Annotated in this window: 19 protein-coding genes; 9 read left to right on the top strand and 10 right to left on the bottom strand. The window is 69.8% G+C overall.

The window, feature by feature from the left end; all coding sequences use genetic code 11:
* Positions 1-44 precede the first annotated feature (44 nt).
* The 5 genes from gcvP to JGR64_RS04375 all read left to right on the top strand — a co-directional run bounded on the left by gcvP (position 45) and on the right by JGR64_RS04375 (position 7,912).
* Positions 45-2,942 carry an aminomethyl-transferring glycine dehydrogenase gene (gcvP, locus tag JGR64_RS04390; protein WP_199375349.1) on the top strand — a complete coding sequence of 966 codons (2,898 nt, stop codon included), beginning with the start codon at positions 45-47 and terminating at the stop codon, positions 2,940-2,942.
* Positions 2,943-3,032: 90 nt separating this feature from the next.
* Positions 3,033-4,340, top strand: a complete 1,308-nt coding sequence (egtB, locus tag JGR64_RS13840; RefSeq protein ID WP_233348382.1) for an ergothioneine biosynthesis protein EgtB — start codon at positions 3,033-3,035, stop codon at positions 4,338-4,340.
* Positions 4,337-5,323: an L-histidine N(alpha)-methyltransferase gene (gene egtD, locus JGR64_RS04385; RefSeq protein WP_234446997.1), complete on the top strand. Its 987-nt coding sequence runs from the start codon at positions 4,337-4,339 to the stop codon at positions 5,321-5,323. The genes egtB and egtD overlap by 4 nt, the downstream gene beginning before the upstream one ends.
* 172 nt (positions 5,324-5,495) lie before the next feature.
* Complete coding sequence (locus JGR64_RS04380) at positions 5,496-7,577, top strand: catalase (RefSeq protein ID WP_343225150.1); 2,082 nt, start codon at positions 5,496-5,498, stop codon at positions 7,575-7,577.
* Positions 7,578-7,579: 2 nt separating this feature from the next.
* Positions 7,580-7,912 (top strand): thioredoxin family protein, encoded by a 333-nt coding sequence (locus JGR64_RS04375; RefSeq protein WP_199375346.1) that lies wholly within the window; start codon positions 7,580-7,582, stop codon positions 7,910-7,912.
* Between the two features lie 30 nt (positions 7,913-7,942).
* Here the strand turns inward: JGR64_RS04375 and JGR64_RS04370 are convergent, their stop codons facing one another.
* Positions 7,943-8,449 (bottom strand): hypothetical protein, encoded by a 507-nt coding sequence (locus tag JGR64_RS04370; RefSeq protein ID WP_199375345.1) that lies wholly within the window; start codon positions 8,447-8,449, stop codon positions 7,943-7,945.
* A 177-nt stretch (positions 8,450-8,626) separates the two neighbouring features.
* Between JGR64_RS04370 and JGR64_RS04365 the strand changes: the two genes are divergently transcribed.
* Entirely contained in the window at positions 8,627-10,486 is a 1,860-nt protein-coding gene (locus JGR64_RS04365; protein WP_199375344.1) for an FUSC family protein, read from the top strand.
* A 12-nt stretch (positions 10,487-10,498) separates the two neighbouring features.
* On the opposite strand, the gene JGR64_RS04360 is transcribed toward JGR64_RS04365, so the two are convergent.
* From JGR64_RS04360 to JGR64_RS04335, 6 genes are all read right to left on the bottom strand, one after another.
* Entirely contained in the window at positions 10,499-11,053 is a 555-nt protein-coding gene (locus tag JGR64_RS04360) for a GIY-YIG nuclease family protein (protein ID WP_199375343.1), read from the bottom strand.
* A complete protein-coding gene (locus tag JGR64_RS04355; RefSeq protein ID WP_199375342.1) occupies positions 11,053-11,622 on the bottom strand; it encodes an alpha-ketoglutarate-dependent dioxygenase AlkB in 570 nt (189 codons plus the stop codon). Before JGR64_RS04355 ends, JGR64_RS04360 begins: the two co-directional genes overlap by 1 nt.
* A gap of 579 nt (positions 11,623-12,201) precedes the next feature.
* Complete coding sequence (gene fabB, locus JGR64_RS04350) at positions 12,202-13,422, bottom strand: beta-ketoacyl-ACP synthase I (protein WP_199375341.1); 1,221 nt, start codon at positions 13,420-13,422, stop codon at positions 12,202-12,204.
* A complete protein-coding gene (fabA, locus tag JGR64_RS04345) occupies positions 13,422-13,937 on the bottom strand; it encodes a 3-hydroxyacyl-[acyl-carrier-protein] dehydratase FabA (protein WP_199375340.1) in 516 nt (171 codons plus the stop codon). The genes fabB and fabA overlap by 1 nt, the downstream gene beginning before the upstream one ends.
* Positions 13,938-14,048: 111 nt before the next feature.
* On the bottom strand, positions 14,049-16,139 hold the full coding sequence (locus JGR64_RS04340; RefSeq protein WP_199375339.1) for a TonB-dependent copper receptor: 2,091 nt from the start codon (positions 16,137-16,139) through the stop codon (positions 14,049-14,051).
* 70 nt (positions 16,140-16,209) lie between these two features.
* Entirely contained in the window at positions 16,210-16,608 is a 399-nt protein-coding gene (locus JGR64_RS04335; RefSeq protein WP_199375338.1) for a DUF2946 family protein, read from the bottom strand.
* A 169-nt stretch (positions 16,609-16,777) separates the two neighbouring features.
* Here JGR64_RS04335 and JGR64_RS04330 point away from each other — a divergent pair, with 169 nt between their 5' ends.
* On the top strand, positions 16,778-17,446 hold the full coding sequence (locus tag JGR64_RS04330) for a hypothetical protein (protein ID WP_199375337.1): 669 nt from the start codon (positions 16,778-16,780) through the stop codon (positions 17,444-17,446).
* Positions 17,447-17,450: 4 nt separating this feature from the next.
* On the opposite strand, the gene JGR64_RS04325 is transcribed toward JGR64_RS04330, so the two are convergent.
* Positions 17,451-17,852, bottom strand: coding sequence for a host attachment family protein (locus tag JGR64_RS04325; protein WP_199375336.1), 402 nt, complete (start codon positions 17,850-17,852; stop codon positions 17,451-17,453).
* A 155-nt stretch (positions 17,853-18,007) separates the two neighbouring features.
* Here JGR64_RS04325 and JGR64_RS04320 point away from each other — a divergent pair, with 155 nt between their 5' ends.
* Both JGR64_RS04320 and JGR64_RS04315 read left to right on the top strand, forming a co-directional pair.
* Positions 18,008-19,159: a PAS domain-containing sensor histidine kinase gene (locus JGR64_RS04320; protein WP_199375335.1), complete on the top strand. Its 1,152-nt coding sequence runs from the start codon at positions 18,008-18,010 to the stop codon at positions 19,157-19,159.
* Positions 19,159-19,518, top strand: coding sequence for a response regulator (locus JGR64_RS04315; RefSeq protein ID WP_199375334.1), 360 nt, complete (start codon positions 19,159-19,161; stop codon positions 19,516-19,518). Before JGR64_RS04320 ends, JGR64_RS04315 begins: the two co-directional genes overlap by 1 nt.
* Before the next feature lie 11 nt (positions 19,519-19,529).
* Here JGR64_RS04315 and JGR64_RS04310 read toward each other — a convergent pair whose 3' ends face one another.
* The gene (locus JGR64_RS04310; RefSeq protein ID WP_199375333.1) at positions 19,530-21,215 is read right to left on the bottom strand and encodes an ATP-binding protein; all 1,686 of its coding nucleotides are present in this window, start codon (positions 21,213-21,215) and stop codon (positions 19,530-19,532) included.
* Positions 21,202-22,719 (bottom strand): ATPase domain-containing protein, encoded by a 1,518-nt coding sequence (locus tag JGR64_RS04305; RefSeq protein ID WP_199375332.1) that lies wholly within the window; start codon positions 22,717-22,719, stop codon positions 21,202-21,204. The genes JGR64_RS04310 and JGR64_RS04305 overlap by 14 nt, the downstream gene beginning before the upstream one ends.
* Positions 22,720-22,763 lie beyond the last annotated feature (44 nt).

Here is a 22,763-nt window from a genome sequence, read left to right as displayed (position 1 = left end):
CGTGCATGCACGCGGCCCACCCGCGCCCGCCAGAGTCCATTGCCATGTCAAAGCCCGCTTCGCTCCGCTCGCTCGAGCACCATGACGCGTTCGTGTCGCGCCACATCGGCCCCAACGACGCCGAGGTCGCGCAGATGCTGCGCGTGGTCGGCCATGACTCGCTGGAGTCGCTGACCGACGCCATCGTGCCGGGCGCGATCCGCTCCGGGCAGGGCCTGGCGCTTTCGCCGTCGATGACCGAGGTCGACGCGCTCGCGCGCATCCGCGCCATCGCCGACCGCAACCAGGTGTTCCGCAGCTTCATCGGCCAGGGCTACTACGGCACGCACACGCCGAACGTCATCCTGCGCAACATCCTGGAAAACCCGGCCTGGTACACGGCGTACACGCCCTACCAGGCGGAGATCTCGCAGGGCCGCATGGAAGCGCTGATCAACTTCCAGACCATGGTCGCCGACCTGACCGGGATGGAAATCGCCAACGCCTCGCTGCTCGACGAGGCCACCGCCGCCGCCGAGGCGATGACGCTGGCCAAGCGCATGTCGAAGTCGAAGTCGAACGTGTTCTTCGTGTCGAAGCACGTGCATCCGCAGACGCTGGAAGTGCTGCGCACGCGCGCCGACGGCCTGGGCATCGAACTGCACGTCGGTGACGATGCCGACGCCGCCACCGTCGACAGCTACGGCGTGCTGCTGCAGTACCCGGACACCTTCGGCCGCATCGGCGACCACCGCGCCGTGGCCGACGCCGTGCACGCGCGCAACGGCGTGGTGGCGGTGGCGGCCGACCTGCTGGCGCTGACCCTGATCGCCGCCCCCGGCACCTGGGGCGCGGACATCGTGGTCGGCAACAGCCAGCGCTTCGGCGTGCCGTTCGGGTTCGGCGGCCCGCATGCCGGGTTCATGGCCTGCCGCGACGCGTTCAAGCGCTCCATGCCCGGGCGCCTGATCGGCGTGTCGGTGGACGCGGAAGGCAACCCCGCCTATCGCCTCACCCTGCAGACCCGCGAGCAGCACATCCGCCGCGAGAAGGCGACCTCGAACATCTGCACCGCGCAGGTGCTGCTGGCGGTGATGGCCTCGATGTACGCCGTCTACCACGGCCCTGAAGGACTGACCCGCATCGCGCGCCGCGTGCACCGCCTGGCCGCGATCCTGGCCGACGCGCTGCGCGGCGCCGGCGCCACCGTCGGTGGCGAATTCTTCGACACCCTGCACGTCAGCGGCATCGATGCCGCGGCCGTGCACGCCCGTGCCCGCGACGCGCGCATCAACCTGCGCGCGCTCGATGCCGGCAGCGTCGGCATCAGCCTCGACGAGACCACCACCCGCGACGACGTGGTGGCGCTGGCGGCGCTGTTCGGCGCCACGGTCGGCGACATCGACGCGCTCGACGCCGCCACGGCCGACGCCCTGCCCGCCGGGCTGGCGCGCGACACCGCGTTCATGGCGCACCCGGTGTTCAACACCCACCACAGCGAGCACGAGATGTTGCGCTACATGCGCGCGCTGGCCGACAAGGACCTGGCCATGGATCGCACCATGATCCCGCTGGGCTCGTGCACCATGAAGCTCAACGCCACCGCCGAGATGATCCCGATCACCTGGCCCGAGTTCGCCGACATCCATCCGCTGGCGCCGGCCGACCAGACCGAAGGCTACGACGAACTGATCACCGGCCTGGAAGCGATGCTGGTGGAGATCACCGGCTACGACGCGGTCAGCTTCCAGCCGAACTCCGGTGCGCAGGGCGAGTTCGCCGGCCTGCTGGCGATCCGCGCCTACCAGCAGTCGCGCGGCGAGGGTCACCGCGACATCTGCCTGATCCCCGAATCCGCGCACGGCACCAACCCGGCGTCGGCGCAGATGGTCGGCATGACCGTGGTGGTGACCCGCTGCGACAAGGACGGCAACGTCGACGTCGACGACATCCGCGCCAAGGCGGAGAAGTATTCCGACCGCCTGGTCGCGATCATGATCACCTACCCGTCCACGCACGGCGTGTTCGAGGAGGACGTGGTCGAGATCTGCGAGATCGTCCACGCCCACGGCGGCCAGGTGTACACCGATGGCGCCAACATGAACGCGCTGGTCGGCGTCGCAAGGCCCGGCAAGTGGGGTTCGGACGTCAGCCACCTCAACCTGCACAAGACCTTCTGCATCCCGCACGGCGGCGGTGGCCCCGGTGTCGGTCCCTGCGCGGTGAAGTCGCACCTTGCACCGTTCCTGCCGCGCGCGTTCAACGCGGATGCCGGCGCCACGGCGACCGGCGGCATGGTCTCCGCCGCCACGCATGGCTCGGCCTCCATCCTGCCGATCAGCTGGATGTACATCGCGATGATGGGCGCCGACGGCCTGCGCCGCGCCACCCAGGTCGCGCTGCTCAATGCCAACTACGTGGCCAGGCGGCTGGAGCCGCACTACCCCACCCTGTACACCGGCCGCAACGGCCTGGTGGCGCACGAGTGCATCCTCGACCTGCGCCCGCTCAAGGACGCCACCGGCATCGGCGCCGAGGACGTGGCCAAGCGGCTGATCGACTTCGGTTTCCACGCACCGACGTTGAGCTTCCCGGTCTCGGGCACGCTGATGGTCGAGCCCACCGAGAGCGAGTCGATGCACGAGCTCGACCGCTTCATCGACGCGATGATCCAGATCCGCGACGAGATCCGCGCGATCGAGAACGGCACGCTCGACCGCGAGGACAATCCGCTCCTCAACGCCCCGCACACCGCCGCACAGGCCAGCGCGAGCGAATGGACTCACGCCTATCCGCGCGAGCTGGCGGTGTTCCCGCTCCCCGGCCTGCGCCAGCAGAAGTACTGGCCGCCCGTGGCGCGCGTGGACAACGTGCACGGCGACAAGAACGTGTTCTGCAGCTGCATCCCGATCGGCTCGGCGGAAGACGAGCCGGAGGCGTTCAGCGAGCCCGACGTGGTCTGACCCCCGACAGCCGTGGCGGTCCTGCCGCCGCGGCGACAGGGGCAACGCGGCCATAACCCCGCTTCACACGCGTGGCGCTAGGCTGCGCGCATGCCCTCCGTCCAGGCATCCATCGCAGCCCCACCGGCCGCCATTGACGACGGCGCGCCGGACCTCCGCGCGCGCTTCGTCGCCGTGCGCGCGCGCACCTGCGCGCTGGCCGCGCCGCTGTCGGCCGAGGATGCGCAGCTGCAGAGCATGGCCGACGCCAGCCCGGCCAAATGGCACCTCGCCCACACCACCTGGTTCTTCGCGCGCTTCGTACTGGGGCGGCGCGGCGAGCCGCCCATTCCCGACGGCTGGGACTACCTGTTCAACAGCTACTACGTCGGTGCGGGCGCGCGCCATCCGCGCGCCAGCCGCGGACTGGTGTCGCGCCCGACGCTGGCCGAAGTACTGGCGTGGCGCGACGCGATCGACGAGCGCGTCATCGCGCTGCTCGACGCAGGCCACCTGGATGCGGGCGCGCGCGACGTGCTGCTGCTCGGTACCCACCACGAACAGCAGCACCAGGAGCTGCTGCTGACCGACATCAAGCACGCGTTCTGGTGCAACCCGCTGGCGCCCGCATACCACCCCGGTGCCGCGGCATCCGCACCCCGCGCACCCGCTGCAGCAGCGGGTCCAGTTCGCTGGCTTGCGCGTGACGAAGCGATCACCGAGCTCGGCGCCGCGCCGTGGCCAAGCGGGGCTTTCGCCTTCGACAACGAGACGCCGCGCCACCGCGCGCTGGTGCCCGCGCACGCGCTGGCCAGCCGTGCGGTGAGCAATGCCGAATTCGCCGCATTCGTGGACGACGGTGGCTACGCCACGCCCACGCTCTGGCTCAGCGACGGCTGGGAGCTGGCCGCCCGCGAAGGCTGGCAGCGACCGCTGTACTGGCATGCCGACGGCGCGCGCGAGTTCACGCTCGCGGGCTGGCAGGAACGCCACCCGCACGCCCCGGTGTGCCACCTGTCGCATTACGAGGCGGATGCCTTTGCGCGCTGGGCCGGGGCGCGCCTGCCCACCGAAGCCGAGTGGGAGCTCGCCGCGGCCGGCCTCGCGGTCGAAGGCGACTTCGCCGATGGCGCCGCATTTCACCCGCGCGCGCAGGACGCCCACGGCGACGGTCCGCACGGCATGTTCGGCGGCACCTGGGAATGGACGTCGAGCGCCTACGCACCCTACCCCGGCTTCCGCCCGCTCGCCGGTACGCTGGGCGAATACAACGGCAAGTTCATGAGCGGCCAGCTGGTGCTGCGTGGCGGCAGCTGCGCCACGCCGCGCGACCACGCGCGCGTCAGCTACCGCAACTTTTTCCCACCGTCCGCGCGCTGGCAGTTCAGCGGCGTGCGCCTGGCCAGGGACCCCGGGTGAGCGGCGACCTGCCAATCACCGACCTGCACCCCACGCCCGACGACATCGCCGGCGACGTGCTGCGCGGACTGGCCGCGACGCCAAAGCGGCTGCCGTCGAAATACTTCTACGACCGGCGCGGCTCCGAGCTGTTCGAAGCCATCACCCGCCAGCCGGAGTACTACCCCACGCGCATCGAGCTGGCGCTGCTGGCCGAATGTGCCACGCGGATCGCCGCCGCGGTCGGCCCGCGCGCGCACGTGGTCGAGTACGGCAGCGGCAGCGGGCGCAAGACGCGGCTGCTGCTCGACGCGCTTGATGACCCGGTGGCGTACACGCCGATCGAGATCTCGCGCTCGGCGCTCACCGCCAGCGCTGATCGCCTGGATCGTGAATTCGGCGACGTCGAAGTGTTGCCGGTACTGGCCGACTTCACCTGCCCGGTGCCGTTGCCTGCGCCGTCGCGCGCGGCCGGGCATGTGCTGGTGTTCTTCCCCGGCTCCACGCTCGGCAACTTCACCCGCGAGGAATCCGTGCGCCTGCTCGCGGCGATGCGCGACACCATGGGCGAGCGCGGCAGCGCGCTCATCGGCATTGACCTCGAGAAGGACCCGGCGGTGATCGAAGCCGCGTACAACGACGCGGCCGGCGTGACCGCGGCGTTCACCCTGAACCTGCTGGCGCGCCTCAACCGCGACATCGGCAGCGATTTCGCGCTCGACGGCTTCGCGCATCGCGCGCGCTACGTGCGCGACGAGGGCCGGATCGTGACCACGCTGGAAAGCCTGCGCCAGCAGGTGGTCACGGTGGATGGCCGACGGTTCGCGTTCGCGGCCGGCGAGCAGATGCACGTCGAGCAGAGCCAGAAGTACAGCGACGCGCGCTTCGAGGCGCTGGCGCGTGACGCCGGATTGCACGTCGTCGAACGCTGGAACGACCCGCTCGACTGGTTCGGCCTGCGCCTCCTGCGCCGCGACCGGCTGCCCGCGCAACGGCCCACGTAAATACGGGCGGGATGCGATCCCCACGTCGGCTTTACATCACGGGGCAGACCATGGCGCTCCAATCCAGCCGCGGAACGCCCCAATGGCCAGATCCAAGACGCCAACCGCCACGCCGCCCGGCAAGCAGCCCCCGACCGCACCCAAGGCGCCGGCCCCCAAGCCGGCCGGCAGCATCGGCCGCCGCGCCGGCGCGGATCCCGATGCCGATGCCCCGCGCGGACATGGCGACGAGCTCCAGCAGCAGGCCGGAGACACACATCCGCAGCTCACCACCAACCAGGGTGTGGTGGTCGCCGACAACCAGAACTCGCTGCGCGCGACGCCGAAGGGGCCGACGCTGCTGGAAGACTTCATCCTGCGCGAGAAGATCACCCACTTCGACCACGAGCGCATTCCGGAACGCATCGTGCACGCGCGCGGTTCCGCCGCGCACGGGTACTTCGAACTCACGAAATCGCTGGCGAAGTATTCGCGCGCGAAGCTGTTCACCCAGGTCGGCACGCGCACGCCGGTATTCACCCGCTTCTCCACCGTGGCCGGCGGCGCCGGCTCGGTCGACACACCGCGCGACGTGCGCGGCTTCGCGGTGAAGTTCTATACGTCCGAAGGCAACTTCGACCTGGTCGGCAACAATATCCCGGTGTTCTTCATCCAGGACGCGATGAAATTCCCGGACGTCGTGCACTCGGTGAAGATGGAGCCGGACCGCGCGTTCCCGCAGGCGGCCAGCGCGCACGACACGTTCTGGGACTTCATTTCGCTCACCCCCGAATCGATGCACATGATCATGTGGGCGATGAGCGACCGCACCATCCCGCGTTCGCTGCGCACCATCGAAGGCTTCGGCGTGCACAGCTTCCGCCTGCTCGACGAGGCCGGCAACAGCACGTTCGTGAAGTTCCACTGGCGGCCGAAGCTCGGCATCCAGTCGACCGTCTGGGACGAGGCGCTGAAGCTGCAGGCCGCCGACAACGACTTCCACCGCCGCGACCTGTTCGAGAACATCCAGGCCGGCAACTACCCCGAATGGGAGTTCGGCGTGCAGCTGTTCACCGAGGGCGACGCCGAGGCGTTCCCGTTCGACCACCTCGACCCCACCAAGATCATCCCCGAGGCGCTGGTGCCGGTGCAGATCGTAGGCCGCATGGTGCTGGACCGCTGGCCGGACAACTTCTTCGCCGAGACCGAACAGGTCGCCTTCTGCCCGGCCAACATAGTGCCCGGCATCGACTTCAGCAACGATCCGCTGCTGCAGGGCCGCCTGTTTTCCTACCTCGACACCCAGCTGATCCGCCTCGGCGGGCCCAATTTCAACCAGATCCCGATCAACCAGCCCAAGTGCCCGTTCGCCAACCACCAGCGCGACGGCCACATGCAGATGCAGGTGCACAAGGGCCGCGTGAACTACGAGCCGAGTTCGCTTGAGGACGACAGCCCGCGCGCCGATGCGCAGGCCGGCTTCCGCAGCCACGCCACGCCGCCGGATGACGGCGCCAAGGGCCGCATCCGCGCCGAGAGCTTCGCCGACCACTACACGCAGCCGCGCATGTTCTTCCGCAGCCTCGAGGCGCCGGAGCAGGCGCACCTGGCGTCGGCGCTGGTGTTCGAACTGTCCAAGGTGGAGACGCCGAAGGTGCGCGAGCGCACTGTCGGGCATCTGCGCCACATCGATGAGTCGCTCGCGCAGCGCGTGGCCGATGGCCTGGGACTCGACACCCTCCCACCGGCACCCGCCGCGGCGGTACCACCGCGCGACATGCCGCCGGCGCCGGAGGTGCGCATCATCGGCCGCATGAAGGACACCCTGCAGGCGCGCTGCGTCGGCATCCTCATCGACGACGGCAGCGATGCCGCAGCGCTGAAGGCCCTGCGCAAGGCAGCCGAATCCGCCGGCGCGACGGTCAAGATCGTTGCGCCCAAGCTCGGCGGCGCCGTGCTCTCGGACGGCAGGAAGCAGCCGGCCGATGGCCAGCTTGCCGGCACGCCTTCGCAGGTGTTCGACGCCGTCGCCGTACTGTTGTCGGCGGACGCCGGAAAGAAGCTCGCCAGGGAGTCTGCCGCCGTGGACTTCGTCGCCAACGCCTGGGTGCACCTGAAGGCGATCGCCTCCGACGCCGGGGCGGCGCCGCTGCTGAAGGCCGGCAACGTCGGCAAGGATCCCGGCATCGTGGACGCCGCCGACAGCAAGGGGTTCGTCACTGCCGCCAGCACGCGGCAGTGGGCGCGCGAGCCGAAAGTGCGGACGCTGGCCTGACCGTGGCCTACGTCGGCAGCTACGCGCCCGAAGCGAAAACCCGCGACGAGGTCGACGCGCTTGCCGGCGCGACGGTCCTCGAGTTCGGCACCGACTGGTGCGGCTTCTGCAAGGGCGCGCAGCCGGCGATCGAAGCCGCGCTGGCCGCGCATCCGGACCTGCGCCACATCAAGGTCGAGGACGGCAGCGGACGCCCCCTCGGCCGCTCCTTCCGCATCAAGCTTTGGCCGACGCTGGTGCTGCTGCGCGACGGCGAGGAAGTCGCCCGCGTGGTGCGGCCGTCGACCCGTGGCGAGGTGGACCGCGCACTCGAACTGCTGGACCCGCCGGCCTGACGCCGGCGCCCCGCAGGCAGGCGGCCCTGCTCAGGCGCTGCGGATGTGCGCGACCTGCGGCTGCAGCATGATCCGGGCGCCCTTGAAGTACAGCATGCGCAGCTGCCTGCCGCGCGGCGACCAGCCGATGAAGTGCGCGGCGGGCTCCTGCTCGTACATGTCCTGGTAGCGCACGCTCATCGCGTCGTTCTGCAGTTCGATCATCACGCCCACCGACTCCGGCTGCGGCAGCGACGCGTTGTACGCCTCCAGCGTCTCCCGCGCGCGCACCAGGAACGGCATGGTCTGCTTCATGCCGCGGTGTGAGGCCGCGAAGAACTGCCGGTACAGGTAGGTCGGCTGCCCGAACGACGGCACGATGCCCAGCACCGCGGTGCCCACGCTCCAGATCTGCCCGTCTTCGTCGCGGCCCACCAGCACGGCCTGCGTGGCGCGATCGGCCGCCTTGGTCGGATCCGGGATGGCGTTGTTGCGCGCCCAGAACGCGATCAGCTCCGATGCCAGCGCCGGCGTGACCTGCTTCCAGACCGGAATCATTTCCAGCGCCATTACGACCGGCCCCGCTGTGGTGATGCCTGTTTCATCGCGTCCACTCCCTGCGTTGGTTGGTCCCGATCATGGCGCATGCCGTCGCCGCGCCGCAATCCGATGGCGAGGGGCCGGCATGGCAAGGCCGACGCCTAGAATGTCCCGTCACCCGGGAACCCGAGGCCCGTGCCCCCGTCCATCCTTGCCAGCCTGCTGCGCGGCATGTTCGAAGTCCGCCCGATGCCGCCGGACCGCCTGCGCTTCTCGCTGCGCGCGGCCGGCTGCATGGGCACGCCGATTCTGGTCGGCTGGCTTGCCGGAGACATCCCCGCGGGCCTGATGGCCTCGATCGGCGGATTCACCGCGCTGTACGGGGGTGGTCGCGCCTACCTGCACCGGGCCGCGCAGCTGGCGTCGATCGCCCTCGCCTTCGCGCTGGCCACGTGCCTCGGCCTCTGGGCGGCACCGGACATCGCTCCCGTTGTGGCGGTGGTGGCGCTGGTGGCGATGGCGGCCACCTGGATCGGCAACGCGCTGCGCATCGGCCCGCCCGGTGCCTACATGTTCGTGCTGGCCTGCGCCGCGGGGAGCGCGATGCCTGCCGGACACCTCACGCCGTTGGACGCCGGACTGCTGGTGGGCGCAGGCGGGCTGTTCGCCTGGGTGGTTCACATGTCCGGCGCGCTGTTCGGCTTCCGCGGGCCGGAGCGCAAGGCGGTGGCCGCGGCAGGCAAGGCGGTCTCCGTGTACGTGGCCAGCATCGGCACGCCGGGCGAATCCGCGGCGCGGCAGCAGGCCGCCTTCGTGCTGCAGAACGCATGGTCGGTGCTGGTCGACCAGCAGCCCGGACAGGCCCGCGGCAGCGCCACGCTCGGGCGGCTGCGCACCGTCAACCGCGGCCTGCACCTGTGCTTTGCCGAAGCGATGGGCGCCGCCAGCCGCGGGCAGGCGCCGAGCGCCGACCTGCTGGCGCGCACCACCGAGTTGAAGGACGCCATGGCGCGGCTGGAGACGGTGGATGCGACCGCACACGATGCCGTGCCGCTCGGCCATCCGCGCGCCTGGTCGCGCCTGCGCGAGGCGCTTGCCCTCGGCTCGGACGCGCAACGCATCGTGCTGCGTGTCGGCGTGGCCGCGTTGGTCGCCGGCACGCTGGGCGCGTGGTTCCACTTCGAGCGTGCCTACTGGGCAGTGGCGGCCGCGGTGCTGATGCTGCACCAGGGCTTCGACTGGCTGCGCATGCTGCAGCGCAGCCTCGAGCGCCTGCTCGGCACCTGGGTTGGCCTGCTGCTCGCCGGCGCCCTGCTCTGGCTGCACCCGCAGGGGCTGTGGCTGGTGCTGGCGGTGATGGCGCTGCAGTTCACCATCGAGATGGTGGTGCTGCGCAATTACGCATTGGCGGTGGTGTTCATTACCGCAGCCGCGCTCACCATCGCCAGCGGCGGGCGCCCCGTCGATGCCCTCGGCAGCTACCTGCTGGCACGCGGCCTGGACACCCTTGCCGGCTGTGCGGTCGCGTTGGCCGTGTTCCGCCTGCTGCCGCCGCGGGCGGCCAGCGCCGCCATCCCCGAGCGCATCGCCGCCGCACTGGCTGCGGTCGAAGCGCTGGTCCCCATCCTCGCCAGCGGCGAGGTCACCGCTCGCAGCGCCCGCCACGCACGCGACCAGGTGCTGCAGGCGAGTTTCGCCGTGGTACGCGCGCACCAGCAGGGACTGGCCAGCTCCCGCCGCCAGCGCCGCGCCGCCGACGAGGCCTGGCCCACGGTGGCCGCCACCGAGCGCCTCTGCTACCGCGCGCTGTCGGCGTGCTGGGCGCTGGAGCGGCTGGGCGGCGAAACCGCCGGCGAGACCGCCGCCGCAATGTTCGCCGGCGGCGGCGCATCGCGGCTGCGCGCCACGCTCGACACACTTGCGGCTGCGGCGATCGCAGGCCACGCGCCGCAAGGACTCCCCCCGCTGCCGCATGTGCTGGAAGCCGAGGTGCAGGGCGTCCGGGAGTGCATGGCCCGGCAAGCCGCGCCGCCCGCGGCAGACCCGGCGAGTTGACGGCGCGCGACGTCAGCCGCGCCGGTACCAGCGCTCGACCTGCGCCGGCAGCAATGGCGTGACATCGATGCCGAGCTCCGAGTAGGCATCCAGCACGTCGCGGACGTGTGCCTGCGCCGGCGTGGATCGGGCGACGCCTTCGAGTTCATCCACCGTGAGCTGTGCCTCGGCCCAGTCGTGCAGCTGGTCGCTGCGCGCCAGCAGCGCCTCGCGCAGCCACGGCCGAAGCGCATGCACCGTGTACCCGTCGATTCCGAGCGCGGCCACCGCCGCATCAAGCTGCGCGCCCGCGCCGCGATACCACTCGGTGTGGCCTCCGGCCTCATGCCGCGCGGTCAGCGGCGCCGGGGCGTTGTGCTCGACGAGGCGCCGGCGCAACGCCAGCTCGAGGTCACGCGCGTCGCGGACGGTCTCGGTCTCCACCAGCCAGCCGCGATCCAGGTCGAAGAACTCGAACCAGCGGCGATGCAACTGGCGCAGCCTGGCCAGGGGATCGCGCGAAAATCCGAGCTTGCACTGGTCCTCCCAGTGGCAGGGAAACACATACAGATGGCAGCGGCCGGCCATCAGCGCGGGCGAACGCGGAACACCACGCTGATGCGCGCGCCCACCGGGCGCGTTGTCTTTGGGATGCCGTGCTCGTGGCTCACCTGCGAGGCGTGGCTCATCGCCAGCAGGCTGCCGTGGTCAAGCTCCACGGTCAGCCCTTCGCGCCGGCCCGCCTTGGCGCGGATGCGCATGCGCCGCGGGTCGCCCAGGGACACCAGGGCAATCGGGTGCCCGGGCACCAGGGTGTGCAGCTTGTCGCTGTGCATGGCCACGCTGTCGTGGCCGTCGCGATAGAGGTTCAGGCCAACGCCGGTATACGGCGCCGGCACTTCGGCCTGCACGCGCGCGAGGATCTCCGCCAGCGGCAGTGCCGGCGGCAAGGCGTCGGTGCGGTAGGACGCAAGCAGCCGCGGCACGTCGACCACCCGGTCGTACATCGGGCGGCTCTCGCTGTGCCAGTCGGCATCGCGCCGCAGGGCCTCGAACCAGGCATCGGCGATGTCCGCGGCGACAAAGTCCGGCCAGTACCGGATGCCGCCTTCGGCGTCGTCGATGAGCACCTGCGGCGGAGAGGCGAACAATCCCATCCCCGCAAGCATGCCAACGCCGGGTCTCACCCCGTGTGACGCTTGCACCTGCCGTCTGGACAGCGTTGTCGACTGGCAGCCGCGCGGGCGACTAGCGTAGTGGCTGGCTGGCGGTTGGTACGAGGGCGCCGGTGGCTGGCCGGCTGGCGGGTTGGTGGGTACTCCGCGGGCGACCCCCGTTTGGATCGCTGGGTGTTTCCTCGGGGCTTTGGTCGCAGCGAGGGTCTTTATGCCCACTGCGCACCCACCAACCCGCCATGGCGCGCATCAGGCGGCCGCGGTGAGAGCACAGCCGCGCAGCCCTTGCATTCGTCAGCCGCGAGAAAGACTCGATCTTCGCGACGCTTTCCCTCAAGCCGCAGCGCCGGTGGCAGCGGAGGGTGTACGGGTACGCAGCCGGCCTAAAGGGCCCGCGCTGCGAAACCGCCGCGCAGAACCCGCCAACCTCCCGACCAGGCCAAGGCCCATGCAGCGGGGACCAGCCGGCGGAGTACCCGTACACCCTCCGGACCCGCCAACCAAGAGAAGGCCCGGAGTACCCGTACACCCTCCGCCAAGACCAACCAGGAGAAGGCCCGGTCAGACGGCCCGGAACACCAGGGTCGCGTTGGTGCCACCAAAGCCGAAGCTGTTGGACATCACCGTGCGCAACGGTGCATCGCGGGTTTCGCGGACGATCGGATAGCCCTCGGCGCGCGGATCCAGCGACGTGATGTTGGCCGAAGCCGCCACGAAGCCACCCTGCAACATCAGCAGGCTGTAGATCGCCTCGTGCACGCTGGCCGCGCCGAGCGAATGCCCCGTCAGCGCCTTGGTCGACGACAGCGGCGGAACCGCATCGCCGAACGCAGCGCGCACCGCCTCCAGCTCCACGATGTCGCCCAGCGGCGTCGACGTGCCGTGCGTGTTGAGGTAGTCGATAGTCCCCACGCCCTGCCCGTCCAGGCCCGCCATCGCCATGCGCATGCAGCGCGCGGCGCCCTCGCCATTCGGCGCCACCATGTCGGCACCGTCGGAGGTCACGCCATAGCCGACCAGCTCCGCATGGATCCGCGCACCACGCGCCACCGCATGCTCGTAATCCTCGAGCACCAGCATGCCCGCGCCGGAACCGATGACGAAACCGTCGCGCGCCTCGTCGTACGGACGCGACGCCTGCTCCGGCGCCTCGTTGTGGTGCGTGGACAGCGCGCCCATGGCATCGAACTGGCTGGTCATGCCCCAGTGCAGCTCCTCGCCGCCACCGGCGAACATCACGTCCTGCACACCGTGGCGGATCATGTCGGCCGCCGCGCCGATGCAGTGCGCGGATGTCGCGCACGCCGCCGACAGCGAGTAGCTCACGCCGCGGATGCCGAACGCCGTGGCCAGGTTGGCCGACACCGTCGAGCACATCGTGCGCGGCACCATGTACGGACCGATCTTGCGCACGCCCTTGTTGCGCAGCAGGTCGCCGGTTTCGATCTGCCACTGCGGCGAACCGCCGCCGGAGCCCGCGATCAGGCCCGTGCGCGGATCGCGCACCGCCTCGTCCGACAGGCCGGCATCGGCGATCGCATCGCGCATCGCCACGTACGAATACGCCGCCGCGTCGCCCATGAAGCGCCGCAGCTTGCGGTCGATCGCGGCTTCAAGGTCGATCGTGCAGGTGCCGGCTACATGGCTGCGCAGGCCGAGCTCGACCTGCTCCGGCACCACGTGCAGGCCGCTGCGGCCCTCGCGCAGCGCGGACGCCACTGTCTCCTTGTCGTTGCCAAGCGGCGACACGATGCCCATTCCGGTAACAACCACGCGTTTCATCAGAAGCCCTCCACGGACTGGAACAGGCCGACGCGCAGTCCGTCGGCCTCATAGATCAGGCGGTCGTCGACATAGGTGCGGCCATCCGCGATGACCAGCGCCAGGCGGCCACGCATGACGCGCTTCACGTCGATCTCGTAGCGCACCACCTTGGCGGTAGGCAGCACCTGGCCGGTGAACTTCACCCCGCCGACGCCGAGCGCGCGGCCGCGGCCGGGCTCGCCGAGCCACGGCAGGTAGAAGCCGGCCAGCTGCCACATGGCGTCCAGGCCCAGGCAGCCGGGCATCACCGGGTCGCCTTCGAAATGGCAGGCGAAGAACCAGAGGTCGGGGCTGATGTCGAGCTCCGCGACGATCTGGCCCTTGCCGAAGCCACCACCGGTGTCACTGATGTGCGTGATGCGATCGAACATCAGCATCGGCGGCGAAGGGAGGCGCGCATTGCCGGGGCCGAACATTTCACCGCGGGCGCATTCGAGCAACTGGGATTTATCGAGTGAAGCAGGCCGTGACATGGACTGGACCGTGTGGGGAAACCATGTAGTTTGCCTTACTGCACGGATGTCTCGCTGACTGCGGTCAAGAAAACTCCGTCCGCTTGCGTATGGAAAGTTCGAAATCGCCCCCTAGTAGCGGTAGTCCACGCGCACCCACGCGGTGCGCCCCGGCTCGCTGATGCGCACCGGATCCGCCGGGTAGCCGAAGTCCGCGTTGCCGGCGAGGTTCAGGTGCTCGCTGAAGGCGCGGTCGAAGGCATTGTCCACGCCGGCAGTGAGCTGCAGGCTGGCACTGAAGCGGTACCCGGCATTGAGCGCGAGCGTGGCGAAGCCGCTGCTGGCGTCGAAGTCCTGGCCGACCACGTTGCCGTAACCGGGTGCCACGCGGTCCTGGCCGTCGACGGCGCGCAGCAGCGCGCCGGCCGACCACGCGCCGTTGTCCCAGGCCACGCTGGCGCGCGCCTCCAGCGGCGGCATCTGCGGCAGCGGACGGCCGCTGTCGCGGTCCTCGCCGCGCGCATGGGCGAGGCTGCCGCCGAACGTCCATTCCGCGAGCGGCCGATACTCCACGCCCAGCTCCGCGCCACGGATGTCGGCCGTGATGTTGGACACCCGGCTCATGCCGTCGTGCATGCCGCCGCTGAGGTAGCGGAACTGGATGAAGTCGTCGACGCGCCCGGCATAGGCCGACACCCAGGCGTGCAGCACCTTGCCGCGGTACTGCAGGCCGGCGTCGAGCTGCGTGGTCTTCTCCGTGTCCACGACGGCAAAGGCGTTGGCCGCGCCCATCGGCCCCATGTCCGCGGAGAACAGCTCCCAGTAGTCGGGCATGCGTCCGGTATGGCCCAGCCCGGCGAACCACGTCACCGGCGCGTCCGCCACGTCGTGCTCGAAGCGCAGGAATCCCGCCTTCAGCGCCTCGCTGCGGGTCTGTCCGGCAGTCGGGTTGGGCATCGCCATGCCGCCGTGCCCGCCGGACACCGTGGCACGTTCGTCGGTGGCTTCGGAGCGGTCGATGCGCGCGCCTGCCACCCAGCGGCTGCGATCGCCCTGGAACAGCGTGCCTTCGGCAAACGCGCCCAGCCCTTCGAAGCGCGCGTCCGTCATCCAGGGCCGGGTGGCATAGGTGCCGCGCCCTATCGCGCTGCGGCGCCGGTGGCGGCTGTCCTGCAGGTCCATGCCGGTGACCAGCTCGAAGCTGTCGCCGCGCCAGGTCGCCGCCACGCGACCGCCTTGGGTCCGGCGCTCCACGTTGGACGCCATCGCCATCGGCATCGGGCCATCCGGATTGGGCTCGCGCAGACTGTAGTTGTCCATCACATGGTCGGCGCTGTTGCGGAATGCGGTCGCCTCGAGCTTCGCGAGTCGTTCGCCGATGTCGGCCTTCTCGAAGCGCAGGTTGTAGTTGTTGCGCCTGAAGCGGGCGCCATCCATGCCGCGCGTCGCGTAGCGCGCCTGGCCGTCGCCCGTGCCCACGCCGAGCTCGAGCAACGTGACCTCGTCCGGCGTCCAGCCGAATGCCACGTCGGTGTTCCACTTCTTCCAGGCCGAGCCGACCGTGCGCCCGTCGCCATCCCGGTAATCACCCGACTCGGAGCGGTTGGCGGTCAGCCGCGCATAGCCGGGGCGCGCACCGTACAGGGCATCCAGCACCTGGTCGTTGCGTCCGAAGCTGCCGCCCAGCGCACTGGCCGACACCTTGAGCGCCGGATCGGTGAAGTGCTCGCGGTCGCGCTCGAAACGCACCGTGCCCGCCGACGCGCCCGGCCCCCACAGCACGGTCTGCGGTCCCTTGGTGACCACCAGCCGGTCGTAGGTGTCGGGCGCGATGTACGACATGGCGTTGTCCATGCGCGACGGGCACGCGCCGTGCATCGCGCCGTCGTTGGTCAGCAGGTTCAGGCGCGAACCGAACATGCCGCGCAGCACCGGGTCGCCGTTGCTGCCGCCGTTTCGCACCGCGGTGAAGCCGGGAATGGTCTTGAGGTAATCGGCGCCGTCGCTGGCCGGGATCGGCTGGCGCGGGATGCCGGGATCGGTTTCATAGGTCAGCGCGGACACCGGCGCGGCGGCGGTGACGACGACGGCATCGAAGTCGACCGTGCGCGGCGTATCCGCCGACTGGTCGGGACTGGCAAGGAGCGCGGGGCTGGCCAGCGCGGCCGCGATGGCCACGAACAGGCAGCAGGGACGGACCACACGGCAACAGGGGATCGTCATGGCAGGATTCCATGGAAACAGCAGGCTTCAGATGCGCGGCGCGGCCTGCGCCGGCGCGCGGGGGCGACGATCAGCCGTGGAGCGGCGGGCCGCGCGAGCCGAGTCCGTTGGGATGCAGCCAGCGCAACCGCAACGTGCTGCGCGGCCGGGCAGCCTCGGCTGCCACGGCGGTTGTCGCAGGCAGGCCTGCATGCGACAGGACGGCAATCGATGCCAGCAGCGTGCAGTAGTCGCAGTCCTGGTTGTCGGCCGCCGGGAGCGCGGGAGCGTCACCCTGGTCGCCTCGCGCGCGGTGCTGCGCGCCTGCCGCGTGGCGATGCGCATCGTGTGCGGCGTGCTCCGCGGCGCGGCCTGTTGCGCCGTTTGCCGCTGCCTGCAGCAGGCGTCCCGTCGTGGGCACGAGCAGCAACAACAGCGCTGCCGCCAGTCCGAACCGGGCCATCCAGGGCTGCACTGCGCGACGCTTCATGATGGTGATGATTATCCGCGGCACGCCACCGGCAACCCTGACCCAGGTCAAGGGCGTGCATCGCGGTCCGCACATTCGTGCACGGCGCAAGGCGCGCGGAGCACGCATTGCACGAAGGGGTCATCGCCCAGTCACACCGCATGCGACGACGCCGCCGACAATAGGCGCCATGCAACCGATGATCGAACTCCATCCCCGGGCCGATGCCCTCCGCGGCCTCGGCCTTCCCGCCATTCCCTACCCGGTCGCGCTGCCTGCGTTCAAGGCGGCGGTGGCCAACGACGGCGCGCTGCCGCTGGCCGACATGCTGCACGGCCTGCAGCTGCGCGCGGCGCACGCCAACGCCAACCACGACCGCCTTGAGCCCGCCATGGCACGGCTCGCCGAGCTGCTCGCAGCGGATGACGGAGGTGACGTGACCATCGCCGCCGGCGACCACTGGTGGCTCGAAGTGGGCCCCGTGGACCTGGATGGCCCGGTCGTGACCGTGCAGCGCGGTGATTCACTGCTCGCCGCACTCACGCCGCGCAGCGACGGCAGGCTGCGCGTTGCGGCCTATCGCCCGCTCGATGCGCGCGCCGCCGGCCTGCTGCTCGCGTTCGCGGCCGGCAACGGCTGGCAACGCGCACTGGACGCCGCTGCCGGCGTGGGGCAGCGCTTTGCGGGCATCGAGGGCGCGGCGTACATCGCGTACTGGGAAGGAGGTATCGGCATCGGGCCCGACGGGAGTGCGCTGCCGGAATGGCACGCCCAGCGCACGCTGCCCGCGCGCCGCGCCGCGCACGTCGCCGCCGAGTTGGACACCTGCCACGCATTCGGGCTTCGCGCCACGCGATAGCGCCTCACTGCGCCCGCAGCGCGCGCTCGATGTCTGCCAGCGGCGAATTGGTGAGCGTCTTGCCGATCTCGGCGATGAGGCGCTGCTGCACCTCCTTGTGGAGCAGCGGGCGGATGCGCCCGAGCGTGCCTGGATCGGCGATCAGCACGAGGTGCTCGAACTGCTGCTTCAGCGCGGCCTCGTTGAGGGCCAATGCCAGCTGCTTGGTGAACGTGGCCTCGTCGACCTGGCTTGCGGTGGACTCGTGCGGCATGCTGCCCGACGGCCCGTCGTCATCCATGTTCATCAGCTCCAGCATTTCAAACTGATGCAGCGCGGGCGCGCGTTCATCGCCACGATTGAGGAACACGCGCGCGCCTGCGCCGTCGGCAACGACAACCAGTGTGTCTGCGGGGATCAGGGTCATGGAGGGCTCCGTTCAAGGGGTGGCCCCACCTTCAGGCAATGCCGATCAACACAGCGTGACCCGTGCGCAGGGCACGCACCGGGGCGCCAGCGCAGGATGTGACGCCGCGTTAACGCGCCAAAACCTAACGTGCGCGGTCAGTTCAGGGGGAATCCATGTCGTCCAACCAGTCGCCCGCGCCACCCGTCGACCTGGCGGATGAACCGCGCCAGTTCGCGATGCTGCTGAATTCGGTGATCGACTACGCGATCTACATGCTCGACGCCGAGGGCTATGTGCGCACGTGGAACCCCGGCGGCACCCGCATCAAGGGCTACCAGGCGGACGAAGTCATCGGCACGCACTTCTCGCGCTTCTACACGCCGGACGATGTGCGCGAGGGTGTTCCGATGCGCAACCTGCGCACCGCTGAAACCGAGGGGCGCTTTTCCGCAGATGGCTGGCGCGTGCGCCGCGACGGCAGCCGTTTCCTGGCCAGCGTGGTCATCGATCCGATCTGGAACGAAGGCCGGCTGATCGGCTTCGCCAAGATCACCCGCGACATCACGGAAAGGCACGAAGCAGAACAGCAACTCCAGGCCACCCATGTCGCCCTGTTCCAGGCGCAGAAGATGGAAGCCATCGGCCTGCTGACGCTCGGCCTGGCCCACGACTTCAACAACCTGCTGACGGTGGTCATCAACAGCCTGGACGTCATTGGCGGCAGGACCGAGGACAAGAAGATCGCGCGCGTGCTGGAAACGGCCATGCGCGCGGCCGACCGCGGCGTGCTGCTCACCCGGCAACTGCTGACCTTCGGGCGTGGCCAGGCGCTGATGGCCGAGACCATCAACCTCAACGACCTGATCCTCGACAACCGCGACCTGCTGCGCAGGGCGGCCGCCGACCAGGTGGACTTCCACATGGACCTGGCGGCGGACCTGCCGCAGGTGGCCATCGACCGCGGCCAGTTCGAGGCGGCGATCCTCAACCTGGTGAGCAACAGCCGCGACTCGCTGCCGGACGGCGGACGCATCAGCATCCGCACCTTCCTCAGGCACACCCGGCTTCCGCAGGAGCCACCACAGGTGGAGCGCCCGTACATCTGCACCGAAGTCACCGACAACGGGCCCGGCATACCTGCCGAGCACCAGGCCCGTGTGTTCGAACCGTTCTTCACCACCAAGGACGTGGGTCGCGGCAGTGGCCTCGGGCTGAGCCAGGTGTTCGGCTTCGCATCGCAGTCCGGTGGCTTCACCGAATTGCACAGCCCGCCCGGCGGCGGCACCACTGTCTGCATCTGCCTTCCTGTCTGCGAGAACCCCTGATGCCTCCATCCCGCCTGCTGCTTGTCGAAGACGAAGACGACCTGCGCTTCCTCATCTGCGATGCACTCTCCGACCTCGGCTACGAAGTCACCACCGCGTCGAACGGCAAGGAGGCGATCGCGGAGCTCAACGGCGAATCGCGCTTCGACCACGTGGTCACCGACGTCAGCATGCCCCACGGCATTTCCGGCCTGGATGTGGCGGCGGAAGCGGCCAAGGTGCAGCCCCTCGCCAGGCTTGTGCTGGTGTCCGGCTACCAGCGCTCGCAGCTCCCGCAGATACCCGAAGGCACGCGCTTCCTGCCCAAACCGTATCGCATCCACCAGCTGCTCGGCGTGCTGCAGGATGAGGAGGCCTGACCCGGCGCTTCCTATGCGTGCTGTGTCGCTAGCGCGCCCAGCTGCTGCCGCACCGCGGCCCGCAGCTCTTCGATGGCGTAGGGCTTGCGCAGCACCGGGATATCCAGCGCCTGCGCCTCGGTTCCGGTGGATTCCGCGAATCCGCTGGTCAGCAGCACCGGCAGGTCGGGCCTGCGACGGCGTACTTCCCGCGCCAGTTCGATGCCGTTGGTGCCCCCGGGCATCATGATGTCCGAGAACACCAGGTCGATCCTGCGCCTGTCGGCGAGCGCACCCAGCGCCGCCTTCGCGCTCAGCGCGTGCACCACGTCGTAACCGATGACGCGCAGCATCTCCTCGACCAGCGTGGCTACCTCTGCATCGTCCTCCACCAGCAGCACGCAGAGGTCGGGTGCCGATGCGGAGCTGTCCGTTTCCGGCACGTGGGCGGCGTCCGCCGTCGCGGGCTGCCGCGACCTGGGCAGCAGCAGCGTGATCGCGGTGCCCTGCCCGACCGCCGAATCGATGCTCACCCGCCCACCCGACTGCTTGGCAACGCCGTAGACCTGGGCAAGCCCGAGCCCGGACCCCTTGCCGACGTCCTTGGTGGTGAAGAACGGTTCGAACACGCGCGCCTTGACCGCCTCCGACATGCCGGCGCCGCTGTCGCGCACCACCAGGCGCACCAGCTCCGTCGCAACGCCGTCGTCGTCGTGTTCCACCACGTTGTGGCCGGCAATGGTGATCCGGCCGCTGCCGTCCATCGCATCGCGCGCGTTGACCGCCAGGTTGAGGATGGCCAGCTCGAACTCGCCGGCGTCGACGAACACCGGCCACAGGTCCGCGGCCAGCTGCACGTCCACGTCGACATCGCCGCGCAGGCTGCGGTCGAGCAGCTCGCGCATGTTGCCGATCAGCTTCGCCAGATCGATGGTCTCGGGCCGCAGCGCATGGCTGCGCGAGAACGTCAGCAGCTGCCGCGTCAGCGCTGCGCCGCGCCTGGACGCGTGGCGCATGGCCACCATGAAGCGTTGCCGGCGTGCCGGATCCTGCTGCAGTTCCAGCATGTCCAGGCCGGCGGTGATCACCATCAGCAGGTTGTTGAAATCGTGCGCCACGCCGCCGGTCAGCTGGCCCAGCGCTTCCATCTTCTGCGCATGCCGCAGCGACTCCTCGACGCGCGCGCGCTCGGTCATTTCGTCGCGCAGGCGCGCGTTGAGGTGGAGCAACTCGGCCGTGCGGTCCTGCACCTGTTCTTCGAGGTTTGCCGCAGCCGCCTCGCGTGCTTCAAGCAGCGCGCGGACCTCCTGCTGGCGCTTGCGCGCGCGCAACGCGGACTGCATCACGCTCACCAGGGTGATGGGCTGCACCGGCCGTTCGATCAGCGCCACGTTGCCAAGGCGTTCGACCTGCTCCTGGCGCCACGCACCCACCTTCGGATGGCCACGCTGGCTGGTGAGCATGACGAACGGCAGGTCGGACCAGGGCGGCTGGCGCTTGACCCAGTCGGCCAGCGTGTCCAGTGGCTGCCCGATCAGGCCTTCCTCCGCTACGAACACCGCCGCCGCCGAGTCCAGCCCGGCGACGAGCGTCGCGTAGTCGGCGCAGATGCGCGTGGGGATACCCGCGCGTTGCAGCAGGTCGGCGGCGGCGCCCGCGTCGCGCCCGGTGGGCGCGAACACCAGCACGGGCTGCACGGCGGCTTCAGTTGGCGCCACTGTCGTCGCCAGGCAGGAGGGGCGCGCTGCCGCCGGTGTAGATCGGCATGCCGGACAGCACGCCGCTGAACTCCGTCAGCGGCGGGCCAAGCACCACCCCATGGCGGCCCAGCTGGAACTCGCGGATGGTCTGCTCGTGGAAGCCGCTGCGCTTCTTCACCACCGACAGCGCGCGCCGCACCCTGCCGGCGTGCTCGAAGTAGCGCAGCATCAGCACGGCATCACTCAGGTAGCTGATGTCGAGCGGCGTCTCGACCGGCCCGACCATGCCGTGCTGGGCCAGCACCAGGATGGTCACCACGCCCTGCTGGGCCAGGTAGGTGAGCAGCTCGTGCATCTGCAGGATCAGGAAGCGTCCGTCCGGCATTGCGTTGAGATAGCCGTTGAGGCTGTCGATCACCACCATCCGCGCGCCGTCACGCTCGACGCGCCTGCGCACGATGGCCGCGAACTCGCCGGGCGACATTTCCGCGGGATCGATCTGCTGGAACACGACCATGCCGCTGTCGATCGCCGACGCCAGGTCGAGGCCCAGTGCCCTGGAGCGCGCTTCGATCGTGCCGCGCCCCTCGTCGAAGGCGAAGATCGCGCTGCGCTCGCCGCGCTCTGCCGCCGTGATGGCATAGGTCAGCGCCAGCGAAGACTTGCCCACGCCGGCGGCGCCGATCAGCAGGGCATTGGTACCGCGTTCCAGGCCGCCGCCAAGCAGCTTGTCCAGCTCACCGTTGCCGCTCGGCGTGAAATGGCCGGAGAACTCGGTCTGGTGGTCGGACGCGACCAGCCTTGGATAGACCTCGATGCCGCCCCTGACGATCTTGATGTCGTGGAAGCCGCCACGGAACTCGATGCCGCGCATCTTGATCACGCGCAACCGCCGGCGCTCGGCGCCGTAATCGATGGCCAGCTGCTCCAGCAGCACCACGCCGTGCGAGATCGAGTGCAGCTGCAGGTCGTTCTGCTGCGAGGTCATGTCATCCAGCAACACCACCGTGCAGTTGCGGTTGGCGAAGAACTGTTTCAGCGCCAGCACCTGGCGCCGGTAGCGCAGCGAACTCTGCGCGAGCAGGCGCAGTTCCGACAGGCTGTCGATGACCAACCGGCTTGGATTCAACGCGCTCACCTGCTCGAGGATCAGGCGCGTGGTCTCGCCCAGTTCCAGCTCGGCGGGGTGCAGCAGGGTGATCTCCTGGCTCTGGTCGAGCATCGCTTCCGACGGCACCAGCTCGACGACCTCCACGCCGGTCAGGTCCCATCCGTGGCGGCGGGCGACGAGCTGCAGCTCGCGCTCGGTTTCCGACAGCGTGATGTACAGCACGCGCTCTCCGCGCCGTGCGCCATCGATGAGGAACTCGAGTGCCAACGTGGTCTTGCCCGCGCCGGGCCGGCCTTCGTAGAGGTACATCCGATCGGCGTCCAGCCCGCCACCGAGGATGTCGTCAAGGCCGGCGTTGCCGGTGGAGACGCGCGCGTCGTTGCAGTCGGTGGAAACTTCTGGTTTTGGCATTGACATTGACTGGCCCCGGGATTGCGAATTCCGTGTGCGCCAGA

This window comes from Luteimonas sp. MC1572, from assembly GCF_016615815.1.
Lineage (GTDB): Bacteria > Pseudomonadota > Gammaproteobacteria > Xanthomonadales > Xanthomonadaceae > Luteimonas.
The sequence above is the reverse complement of the archived record's forward strand: the minus strand, read 5'-3'. Positions and strand labels throughout refer to the sequence as shown.